Consider the following 9890-nt stretch of genomic DNA (forward strand, 5'->3'; position numbering starts at 1 on the left):
CACCTGCCGCACCGCGCTCAACCCGCAGCCGCCGGCACCGGTTCGGGCGCCGGCGGCCGGGTCCGGGCGGCCCACCGCACCACCGGCGGCACCAGCACGCCGAGCAGCAGGAACACCACGCCGAGCACCAGCCACCCGGGCACGCCCCACCCGATCGCGAGCGTGGTCACGACCACCGGGGCGACCATCGAGCCGAGCTGCATGCCCATCCCGTACGCGCCCTGGTACTGCCCGTGCGCGTGCGCCGGGGCCAGGCCGAAGGAGATGCCCCAGCCGGCCGCCGCGTGCCACAACTCCCCCACGACGTGCACCAGCGCACCGGCCAGCAGCAGCGGCACCGCGAAGGCGACCGGCACCCCGCCACCGGCCGCGAACAGCGCGCACGCGGCCGCCAGCAGGACGCCCGCCCGCCGGGCGGCCCGGCCCGCGCCGGTCAGGTCCTCGGTGCCCCGCGAGGCCCGGACCTGGAACAGGATCACCACCACGGTGTTGACCAGCAGGCAGGCGGAGATCAGCCAGTTCGGCGCGGTGGTGTGCCCGGCGATCCACAGCGGCAGGGCGATGTTGATCAGCGAGAAGTGCATGGACATGAGCCCGTCCAGCACGGTGAAGGCGAGGAAGGGGCGGTCCCGCAGCGCGATCAGCCGGGGCCCGTGCGCCGGGGCGGGCACCGGCGGCATCGGCGGGAGCCGCAGCAGCACCGCCGCCGCCAGCAGATACGTGGCGGCGTCGAGCAGGATCAGCGTGACGTACGCGCCGCGGGTGTCGGCGGCGAGCGCGAACCCGGCCAGCACGGTGCCCACCGAGATCCCGACGTTTGTGACAGCGCGCAGGTAGGCGCGGGTGCGGACCCGCTGGTCGGGTGGGACGGCACCGGCGATCAGCGCGCCCCGGGCGCCACGGGTGCCCGCGTCGGCGACCGCCATCAGCATGCCGACGACCAGGAAGCCGGTGAACGAGCGCACCGCGACCAGGGCGGCCGTGCACCCGGCCGAGGCGAGCAGCGCGGCCAGCTGGAGGCCGCGCGGGCCGAGGCGGTCGGCGAGGTAGCCCATCGGCGTGCTCGCCACGAGGCTGACCAGCGCCGTGAGGGTGAGCGCCACACCGACCTGGGTCACCGAGAGCCCTACCGACCGGGTGAGGAACAGTGCGCTGGCGGTGAGCCAGGTGCCCCGCCCGACGGTGTTGACGAGCGTGGAGAGGGCGAGGGTCCGGGACGGGCCCGGTTCGGGGAGCAGGCGCACACCGGCACATTAGCAAGACGTACGTACGGTTTGCATTCCCGTCTGCCCGACGTCTTGTCGGCGATGCATTGCCGATATATCGTTGATGCATCAGCGACACACCGACAGAAGGAGAACGACTGATGGGTTTCCATCGACGCATGCACGCCGTGCACGACGAGATGCGCCGCCACGGCGGCTTCGGATTCCCGCCCGAACCCCCGGGCCCGCCGCCCTTCTCCGCCGGACCGCACGGTCGCGGGCGGGGCCGAGGCGGCCGGGGACGCGGACGGCGGCCGAACGTCCGCGGCGCCGTGCTGGCCCTGCTCACCGAGCGGCCGATGCACGGCTACGAGATGATCCAGGAGATCGACTCCCGCACCGGCGGGGCCTGGCGGCCCAGCCCCGGCTCGATCTACCCGACGCTGCAACTGCTGGAGGACGAGGGCGTCATCGCGACCGCCGCCGACTCCGAGGGCGGGCGCAAGCGGTTCGCGCTGACCGAGGCGGGGCAGGCCGAGGCGACCGGCGCGGCGCAGGCCCCGCCGTGGGCGGAGTTCGCCGAGCAGACAGTAAACAGCTGGCACGACATCCGCGACGCCGGCGCGCAGGCCATGCAGGCGCTGCGGCAGGTGATGACCACCGGCACCGACGACCAGCGCGCCCGCGCCGTGCAGGTCCTCGACGAGACCCGGCGCAAGCTCTACGCCATCCTCGCCGAGTCCGAGTGAGCGCCGGGCGGCGCGACCCGGACACACCCGGCGCGCGGTGACGCCGTGCGCACCGGTCCGCGAACGCGCGTGCGGCCGCCCCCGATGCCCGGGGACGGCCGCACGGCGACGCGGAGAGCGGATCAGTGCACGGTGACAGTGGCACCACCCGGCACCAGGTCGCGCAGCTCCTCGGGGATCTCGGCGCCCATCTCGTCGGCGATCCGCAGCGCCTCCTCGATCAGCGTCTCCACGATCTGCGCCTCGGGCACCGTCTTGACGACCTTGCCCTTGACGAAGATCTGGCCCTTCCCGTTGCCGGAGGCCACGCCCAGGTCGGCCTCGCGGGCCTCACCCGGACCGTTCACCACGCAGCCCATGACCGCGACGCGCAGCGGCACCGGCAGGCCCTCCAGGCCGGCGGTGACCTCCTCGGCCAACTTGTAGACGTCGACCTGCGCCCGGCCGCAGGACGGGCAGGAGACGATCTCCAGGCCACGCTCACGCAGGCCCAGCGACTCCAGGATCGCGGCGCCGACCTTGATCTCCTCGACCGGCGGGGCGGACAGCGAGACCCGGATGGTGTCGCCGATGCCCTCGGCCAGCAGCGCGCCGAACGCCACCGCCGACTTGATCGTGCCCTGGAACGCCGGGCCCGCCTCGGTGACGCCGAGGTGCAGCGGGTAGTCGCACTTCTCGGCCAGCAGCCGGTACGCGCGGATCATCACCACCGGGTCGTTGTGCTTGACCGAGATCTTGATGTCCCGGTAGCCGTGCTCCTCGAACAGCGAGCACTCCCACAGCGCCGACTCCACCAGGGCCTCGGCGGTGGCCTTGCCGTACTTGGCCAACAGGCGCTTGTCCAGCGAGCCGGCGTTGACGCCGATCCGGATCGGCACGCCCGCGTCGCCGGCGGCCCGCGCGATCTCCTTGACCTTGTCGTCGAACTGCCGGATGTTGCCCGGGTTCACCCGCACCGCGGCGCAGCCGGCGTCGATCGCGGCGAAGACGTACTTCGGCTGGAAGTGGATGTCGGCGATCACCGGGATCTGCGACTTCCTGGCGATCGCGGGCAGCGCCTCCACGTCGTCCTGCGACGGCACGGCGACCCGGACGATCTGGCAGCCGGACGCGGTCAGCTCGGCGATCTGCTGGAGCGTGGCGTTGACGTCGGCGGTGAGGGTGGTGGTCATGGACTGCACCGAGACCGGCGCGCCACCACCGACCGGCACCGAACCGACCATGATCTGGCGGCTGGCCCGGCGCGGGGCCAGCGGCGGCGGCGGTACGGGGGGCATACCGAGACTGACAGCGGTCACTTCAGGCACTCACCTTGAGAAGAGCGTGATCGGGTTGATGACATCAGCGGTGACGGTCAGCAGCGTGAACGCGCCACCGATCAGGATCACCGCGTACGTGAACGGCATGAGTTTGAGGTAGTCGACGCGGCCCGGGTCGGAGCGGCCGATGCGCGCGTAGAGCCAGGACCGCGCCCGTTCGAACCAGGCGATGGCGATGTGGCCACCGTCCAGCGGGAGCAACGGCAGCAGGTTGAACACGCCGATGAAGAAGTTCAGCGACACGAAGAGCATGAAGAACACCAGCCAGGCGTTGTTCTCCACGGCCTCGCCGCCGAGCCGGCTGGCGCCGACCACGCTGATCGGGGTGTCCACGTCGCGCTCGCCGCCGGTGATCGCGTCCCACAACGCCGGCACCTTCTGCGGGATGCGCTGCATGGCCTGCGCGGTCTGCACGGCCATGTTGCCGGTGAAGTCGGCGGTGGCGCCGAACGCGGCGACCGGGCCGTACTCGACCCGGGTCGGGGTGGTGGGCGAGAGCACCACGCCGAGCGCGGAGACCGGCGAGGTGGCGCCCTCCGGGTCGCCCAGCGGCGGGCGCTGCACCGCGGCCAGGTCGACCCTGGCGTCCTGCGAGGTGCCGTCGCGCAGGTAGGTGACGGTGACCGCGCCGGGCGGGGTGGCGCGGACCACGTCGAGCATGTCGCCCCAGGTGGAGACCGGCTTGCCGTTCACCGCGGTGATCCGGTCGCCCTCCTTGAGCTGGGCCTTCTCGGCCGGGCTGGCCGGGTCGCCGGGCTGGCAGGCGCGGACCTTGTCCACCGTGACGCACGGGACGGGGGCGATCACCGCCGGTTCGGCCCGGTAGCCGGCCTCGGTGGTGGGGAACTTCGGGTTCGGCAGCCCGACCGACACCGCGATGATCCAGAGGGCGACCAGGGCCAGGGCGAAGTGGGTGATCGAACCCGCGGACATCACGATCGTCCGCTTCCACACCGGGTAGCGCCACATGGCGCGCTTCTCGTCCCCGGGCTCGACGTCGTCGTCCTGCGGTGTCATGCCGACGATCTTGCAGAAGCCGCCGAGCGGGATGCCCTTGATGCCGTACTCGGTCTCACCCCGCCTGAACGACCAGAGCGTCGGGCCGAAGCCGACGAAGTAGCGGGTGACCTTCATCCCGAACGCCTTGGCGGTCAGCATGTGCCCCGCCTCGTGCAGGCTCACCGAGATGAGGATCGCGAGGGCGAACAGCACCACCCCGAGCAGATAGCTCATCGAGCTCCTTCCACCGACCCGACGATGATCTCCTGGGCGTGCGCCCGTGCCCACGACTCGGCGGCGAGCACGTCCTCGACGGTACCTGGTTCGTCGAAATCGGGAGCGTCCTCCAGCACCCGCTGGAGGGTGTCGACGATGCCGAGGAACGGCAACCGGCCCGCGACGAACGCCGCCACGCACTCCTCGTTCGCCGCGTTGTAGATCGCCGGGCGGCAGCGCCCGGCCTCACCCGCCGCCTTGGCCAGCGCGACCGCCGGGAACGCCGCGTCGTCGAGCGGGAAGAACTCCCAGGTGTGGGCCTTCGTCCAGTCGACCGCGGCGGCGGCCCCCGGCACCCGGTCCGGCCAGCCGAGCGCGACCGCGATGGGCAGCCGCATGTCCGGCGGGCTGGCCTGGGCGATCGTGGAGCCGTCCACGAACTCGACCATCGAGTGGATCACGGAGGTGGGGTGGACCATCACCTCGATGTCGGCGTAGGGCACGTCGAACAGCTCGTGCGCCTCGATCACCTCCAGCGCCTTGTTGACCATGGTGGCGGAGTTGATCGTGATGACCGGCCCCATGTTCCAGGTCGGGTGCGCCAGCGCCTGCTCCGGCGTGACCTCCATCAACTCGTCGCGCCGCCGGCCCCGGAACGGGCCGCCGCTGGCGGTCACGATCAGTCGGCGGACCTCCGGACGGGTGCCGGAGCGCAGGCACTGGGCCATCGCCGTGTGCTCGCTGTCGACCGGGACGAGCTGCCCCGGCCGTGTCAGGGCCGCCTTGACCAACGGGCCGCCGGCCACCAGGGACTCCTTGTTGGCCAGGGCGAGGGTACGACCGGCGCGCAGCGCGGCCAGCGTCGGCGGCAGGCCCAGCGAGCCGACCACGCCGTTGAGCACCACGTCGCACGGCCACTGCGCCAGCTCGGTCATCGCGTCCGGCCCGGCCACGATCTTCGGCAGCTTGAAGTCGCCGGTGGCCCAGCCGCGCCGGCTCGCCTCGGCGTAGAACGCCAGCTGGAGGTCCTGCGCGGCGGACGCGCGGGCCACACCGACGGCCTCCACGCCCAGCTCCAGCGCCTGCGTGGCGAGCAGGTCGACGTTGCCGCCACCCGCGCCCAGCGCCACCACCCGGAAGCGGTCCGGGTTGCGCTTGACGATGTCGATGGCCTGGGTGCCGATCGAGCCGGTCGAACCGAGCAGCACGAGATCTCGGGGAGTGGTCACCGGACCATTGTTCCCCAGCGCCCCACCACGGTTCGTCCCGGAGTGCCCGGCGAGACGGAGATGCGCCGCAGCGCGCGGCCGTCCAGGGCTGATCCCGGCGGCCGAGCAGATCCAACGACCCGCCGGAGGAGTCGCGGTCAGGCCAGGTCGAGGAGCTTGAGATCGTCATGGTCGGTGAAGTCCGCGTAGTCCTTGCCGTTGAACGTCGCGAGCGGAAGCCGATGGACCAGGCAGCATGCGGCGATCCATGAGTCGTTGACCGGCCGCGGCCGTCCACGAAGCTGGGCCGCTGCCTGAATTCGCCCCCAACGCACCGCGACGGTCTCGTCGAAAGGCAACAGGACCAGGTTCCGCCGCCAGCGCGCGAGGTCAGCCAACCTGCGCGGGCCCCAGCTCCGCACCACGGTCCATCTGGTCAGCTCTCCCAGCGTCACGAAGGTGATGGCGAGGGTCGCCCCGGTCAGCCGCGCTCTCAACCGCTCGTCGACCCGGCCTCGCAGAATGGCCGATGCCACGTCGGTGTCCAGGACGACGATGCTCAAGCCAGTCCCTCGCGCCGTGAGGCGTACAGGTCGGCGAGGAAGCGTTCCAGTTCCTCGTCCGATTCGATCAGGTCCGGACGGGCGAGGTCGTCGAGACTGGTGACCGGCTCGACGCCCTGGCGACGTGCGAGTTCGTCAGCCGGCACGTGAACCGTGCCCGGCCAGTCCGGGTTGCGCTCGGCGTCGGTCGACATGGGGGCGCTCACCTTCTGCACCTCACTGAGTGCTTCATCCTCTCACCTGGCGGCGCGGAAACCTGCTGATCGCACCCGAGGCTCACACGTTCCCGGAGCCGCCGGTCGCACCCTGTGCGCCCCTCTCTCTCCGCACGGTCAGGCGGGGCGCTCCAGGACGAAGGTCTCCAGTTCGGCGCCGCCGTACCAGTCGGTGCGCACACCCGCGTGCGTCATACCGAGCCGCCGGGCCACCGCCATCGACGGGTCGTTCCCGGCCATCACCACCGCGTACACCCGCGGGGTGCCGGTGGCGAACTCGCGCTCCAGCACTGCGCGGGCCGCCTCGGTGGCGTAGCCGCGGCCCTGGGCGTCGGGGTGCAGGTGCCAGCCGACCTCGATGTCGTCGGTCAGCGTGACCCCGTCGCGTCCCGGTAGCGGCTTGAGCAGGATGCTCCCGGCCACCGGTCCGCCGGCACGCGGCTCGATCGCCCACAGGCCCCAGCGGCCGGCGTACGGCGTCCAGCGTTCGTGCCACATCCGGACCCGTTCGAGCGCCTCGGACGGGTCGGTCATCCGCCCCTTGCCGCCGCCCAGCCAGCGCATCACCTCGTCTCGGGAATAGATGTCGTAGATCCGGCCCAGGTCGCCTGGCGACTCGGTCCAGTCCCGCAGCACCAGCCGCTCGGTCGTGGCGATCGTCATGCCGCCGGATCGTAATGCGTGGCGCGGGGTCGTACGGGGAACGAGAGGGCGATGGGCGACGGGTGGGAGCGGACCAAGCGGATCACGGCTGCGGCGTTCCGGCCGGTCCGTGGCCGGGACCTGTCGCTGCACGCCGCCGCGATCACCTTCTACAGCGCGATCGCCGTGGTGCCGGTGGCGCTGCTGGCGATCTGGCTGACCGGGCTGCTCGCCGGGGCGGACCGGGTGCGGCGGCTGACCGGGTACGCCATCGACACGCTGCCCACGGAGATCGGCGCGCACCGGGCGGCGGCCGCGCTCGTCGAGGCCGGGCTGGGGCTGACCCCGCTGCTGGCACTGGCCTCGCTGCTGCCCGCCTCCCTGTACGGCGAAGGGCTGCGCCGCGCGTTCGTCTCGGTGGCCGAGCCGCGCGCCGAGTCCGGCGCGCTCGTCGGCTGGCGGGGTCGCCTGCTGCTGCTCCCGCTGCTGGCGCCGGCCCCGGCGCTACTACTGTCGATCCTGCTCGGGCTGCCGATGACCACCCGGCTGGTGCGCCAGGGCGGCTGGATCGGCGCACTCGGCGTGGTGCTGTCGTTCCTGGCGGTGTGGCTGGTGCTCACGCCGGTGCTGATCTGGGTGTTCCGGGTGGTCGGCCCGGCCTCCCCGGACTGGCTCGTCACGGTGGGCCTGGGTTCGTTCACGGCGGCGAACCTGTCCGGCTTCCTGCACGGTTTCGTGCTGTTCTGCTCGCTGCCGCTGGACCTGGGCGTGCCGTTCGGCGGGTTCGACGAGATCGGCGGCGGCGTGGCGGTGCTGCTCTGGCTGTACCTGTTCCACGTGATCGTGCTGTCCGGCTACTCGGCCACGCTGGCGGCGAGCCGGTGGCGGGCCACCCGGGAGGCGGCCCGCCCCTGACGGTACGGGTCAGCGCCGGAACGGGCCGCGTACCTCGTACGTGATGCCGCCGGTGCCGACCCGGGCGCCGCTGGTGCCGCGCTGCGAGGAGAAGTAGAGCCGGCTGCCGTCCGGGGAGAACGCCGGCCCGGTGAGTTCCGACTCGGCCTGCCCGAGCAGCCGCAGGAACGGGGTCACCACACCGGCCGGCGTGATCATGTTGATCTCCATGTTGCCGCCGTCCTCGGCCACGTAGAGGTCACCTCCCGCGGTGCCGGTGATGTTGTCGACGCCGGTCAGCGGCGCGGCCCCGGCCGGCACCAGCGAGTCGTCGTACGCGAGGTCGAGCCGCTGGTTCACCGCGTCGTACGCCCACACCCGGTTGTCGCCCTTGGTGGTGAACCAGCAGGTGTCGTCCGCGTACCAGCAGCCCTCGCCGCCGTCGAACGTCTGCGCCGCGCCCACCTGGTAGCGGGTGGGCACCGGGAACCCGTCGCGGTCCGGCAGGTCCCGCCAGGTCACCGGCCCGGTCACCTGGCCGTCCGGGGCGCACAGCACCTGCACCTTGCCGGTACGCAGGTCGCCCCAGGTGTCCGGGACGAACCGGTAGAAGCAGCCGTCCCCCTCGTCCTCGGTCAGGTAGACCACCCGGCGCACCGGGTCGCAGGCCGCCGCCTCGTGCTTGAAGCGGCCCATCCGGGTCCGCTCCTCGCCGGACCGGCCGCCCTCGGGCCAGGTCTCGAAGACCCGTCCCAGCGGCACCTCCTCGCAGGACAGCCAGGTTCCCCACGGGGTCGGCCCACCGGCGCAGTTGACGTTCGTGCCGCCGAGGATCCGGTACGCGGCGACGATGGCGCCGTCGGCGGCGAACCGCACCGCCGAGGCGCCGCCGACGAGCGGAACCTCCGAGTTGGAGACGTAGATCCAGCCGGTGCCGGACGGGAAGCAGGCGCCGCCGTCCGGCGCCGGGTGCCAGGTGTACGAGGTGCCGGCGACCCGCTGCCCGGAACGCGCGATCACCCGGCTGGTGAAGCCGGCCGGCAACTGGAGGCCGTTGGCGTCGGCGGCCAGCAGGTCGCCGTACGGGCCGGAGCCGGGCTGGGCGGGCTGGGCCCGGGCGGCCGCGGCGGCCCAGAGAGCACCGGCGAAAGCAGCGGCGCCACCGGCGGCGGTGGCACGCAGGACGGTACGACGATCCATCGGGGATTACCTCCCGGAGGCGGTGGGTTTCCCGTCGACGGTAGGACAGAAAAGCATCGACAACTGCCACTACCGGGTGAACGCCCGGTGACGGCCGTCCGGCGTCAGAGTCCCTCGACGTACCGCTTGGCGTCGGCGAGCGACATGTGCGTGTGCTCCCGCACCACCTTGATCGCCTGGATCTTCCGGCCCCGGTGCAGCAGCCGCGCGGCCTCGGCCCGCACCGCGTCGTCGACGCCCCGTCCCGGCACCGGGCCGCCCGGCGACCAGGATCCGCCGGCCACCAGCGCGTCCACCGCCCGCTTCGCGTCCAGCAGCGGCAGCCCGGTCTGCCGGCGGAGCACCCTGACCGCCTCGACCGTACGCCCCGCGCGGGCCAGCCGGAGCACCTCGACCTGCCCGTCGCCAGCCGGGCGATCGGGGACGACCAGATCCCGGGGCCGGTCGCGCCGCAGCACGAGCAGGAGGAGGAGCACCACGACGAGCGTCACCGCGAGCGCGATCTGGACAGCCGGGGACATGCCCGGAACGGTAGCGCCCCGCCGCGAACCTCCCGTCGGGGCCCGGCCGCGGATAGGCTGCGCGAGCATGAGCGAACGCACCGAGCGAAGCGAGGGCCGTGAGCGCATGCCCAGCCCGCACAGCATGAGCGAACGCACCGAGCGAAGCGAGGGCCGTGA

General features: G+C 72.6%; 11 protein-coding genes. 2 read left to right on the forward strand and 9 right to left on the reverse strand.

The genetic code is table 11. The features are described from left to right. Nucleotides 1–17 precede the first annotated feature (17 nt). The gene (locus GA0070215_RS09850; protein ID WP_091044259.1) at nt 18–1244 is read right to left on the reverse strand and encodes an MFS transporter; all 1227 of its coding nucleotides are present in this window, start codon (nt 1242–1244) and stop codon (nt 18–20) included. 122 nt (nt 1245–1366) lie between these two features. Between GA0070215_RS09850 and GA0070215_RS09855 the strand changes: the two genes are divergently transcribed. Then, complete coding sequence (locus GA0070215_RS09855; RefSeq protein ID WP_091044262.1) at nt 1367–1954, forward strand: PadR family transcriptional regulator; 588 nt, start codon at nt 1367–1369, stop codon at nt 1952–1954. 122 nt (nt 1955–2076) lie between these two features. On the opposite strand, the gene ispG is transcribed toward GA0070215_RS09855, so the two are convergent. The 6 genes from ispG to GA0070215_RS09885 form a co-directional block, all read right to left on the reverse strand. Beyond that, the gene (gene ispG / locus GA0070215_RS09860) at nt 2077–3252 is read right to left on the reverse strand and encodes a flavodoxin-dependent (E)-4-hydroxy-3-methylbut-2-enyl-diphosphate synthase (RefSeq protein ID WP_026267996.1); all 1176 of its coding nucleotides are present in this window, start codon (nt 3250–3252) and stop codon (nt 2077–2079) included. Nucleotides 3253–3261: 9 nt separating this feature from the next. Beyond that, the gene (locus GA0070215_RS09865) at nt 3262–4506 is read right to left on the reverse strand and encodes a M50 family metallopeptidase (protein ID WP_018785846.1); all 1245 of its coding nucleotides are present in this window, start codon (nt 4504–4506) and stop codon (nt 3262–3264) included. Continuing rightward, complete coding sequence (dxr, locus tag GA0070215_RS09870) at nt 4503–5717, reverse strand: 1-deoxy-D-xylulose-5-phosphate reductoisomerase (RefSeq protein WP_091044265.1); 1215 nt, start codon at nt 5715–5717, stop codon at nt 4503–4505. The genes GA0070215_RS09865 and dxr overlap by 4 nt, the downstream gene beginning before the upstream one ends. 137 nt (nt 5718–5854) lie before the next feature. Next, the gene (locus tag GA0070215_RS09875) at nt 5855–6259 is read right to left on the reverse strand and encodes a type II toxin-antitoxin system VapC family toxin (protein WP_091044267.1); all 405 of its coding nucleotides are present in this window, start codon (nt 6257–6259) and stop codon (nt 5855–5857) included. Beyond that, the gene (locus GA0070215_RS09880) at nt 6256–6465 is read right to left on the reverse strand and encodes a hypothetical protein (protein ID WP_231394761.1); all 210 of its coding nucleotides are present in this window, start codon (nt 6463–6465) and stop codon (nt 6256–6258) included. Before GA0070215_RS09880 ends, GA0070215_RS09875 begins: the two co-directional genes overlap by 4 nt. Nucleotides 6466–6591: 126 nt before the next feature. Further along, the gene (locus GA0070215_RS09885) at nt 6592–7137 is read right to left on the reverse strand and encodes a GNAT family N-acetyltransferase (RefSeq protein WP_091044270.1); all 546 of its coding nucleotides are present in this window, start codon (nt 7135–7137) and stop codon (nt 6592–6594) included. A gap of 51 nt (nt 7138–7188) precedes the next feature. On the opposite strand from GA0070215_RS09885, the gene GA0070215_RS09890 reads away from it, so the two are divergent. After that, nucleotides 7189–8031 (forward strand): YhjD/YihY/BrkB family envelope integrity protein, encoded by an 843-nt coding sequence (locus tag GA0070215_RS09890; protein WP_018785842.1) that lies wholly within the window; start codon nt 7189–7191, stop codon nt 8029–8031. A 9-nt stretch (nt 8032–8040) separates the two neighbouring features. Here the strand turns inward: GA0070215_RS09890 and GA0070215_RS09895 are convergent, their stop codons facing one another. Further along, entirely contained in the window at nt 8041–9210 is a 1170-nt protein-coding gene (locus GA0070215_RS09895; protein ID WP_091044274.1) for an alkaline phosphatase PhoX, read from the reverse strand. 104 nt (nt 9211–9314) lie between these two features. Beyond that, a complete protein-coding gene (locus tag GA0070215_RS09900) occupies nt 9315–9731 on the reverse strand; it encodes a hypothetical protein (protein ID WP_091044278.1) in 417 nt (138 codons plus the stop codon). Nucleotides 9732–9890: the final 159 nt, after the last annotated feature.

It is taken from the genome of Micromonospora marina, from assembly GCF_900091565.1.
Lineage (GTDB): Bacteria > Actinomycetota > Actinomycetes > Mycobacteriales > Micromonosporaceae > Micromonospora > Micromonospora marina.